This is a genomic window from Chitinophaga sp. Ak27 (genome assembly GCF_012726295.1).
Lineage (GTDB): Bacteria > Bacteroidota > Bacteroidia > Chitinophagales > Chitinophagaceae > Chitinophaga.
In genome coordinates this window covers 1-735 of the sequence record NZ_JABAOB010000023.1, presented here as the reverse complement: position 1 = coordinate 735, position 735 = coordinate 1, and the positions used below count along the sequence as shown (strand labels likewise).

Sequence of the window (735 nt, the reverse complement as noted above, 5' to 3'; positions counted from 1 at the left end):
CTTATGGTGGTTATGCCGAGGGTGTTCACCTCTTCCCATTCCGAACAGAGAAGTTAAGCCCCTCATGGCCGATGGTACTGCACTATCATGCGGGAGAGTAGGTAGCTGCCATACTTATTAAGAAAAGTCCTGGTGACATGCCAGGACTTTTTCTTTTTCTTCTTTCTCTTATGAAGATAGGGCGGATCGTTCAGATCTGTCGGAATACAATCAACATCAGGGTTGATTACTTATTGAAATAGAGTGTAAATAGTTTTGCTTGCGAATGATAAAGGTTATATCTTTGCCGTCCGCGCCAAAAGTTAAGGTTCTTTGTGAAAATATGGGTTTGATTATCAGTAGATTAGATATATTATCTGAAAGGATAAGTGTTTGATACTAAGATGATTAAAGATGCAAAAACGCTAAAAAAGTTTTGGTGGTTAAATAAAAGATCACTACCTTTGCAACCCCAACGCAAACGACACGAAAAAAGTTCTTCTAAAAATAATAAGATGTACTGACCAAAGGGTCACCGGGATCGGATCTCACACATCGGCAAACAATCTTTACAGATTGAAAAGTTCTTTGAAAGAATGGAAACAACAGCACGAATCTAAGTAGTGATGCTTAGGTTCAAACACAGGTAATGTTAAAGCTAAACATAATTTAAACGATCCGATTGATTTCGAGAGAAATTAGTCAGTATCAAAACTTCTTTACAATGGAGAGTTTGATCCTGGCTCAGGATGAACG

Annotated in this window: 1 rRNA gene; it reads left to right on the top strand. The window is 38.1% G+C overall.

The window, feature by feature from the left end:
- The first annotated feature begins 2 nt into the window (after positions 1–2).
- Positions 3–114: ribosomal RNA gene (gene rrf / locus HGH90_RS31455) — 5S ribosomal RNA — on the top strand.
- Positions 115–735: the final 621 nt, after the last annotated feature.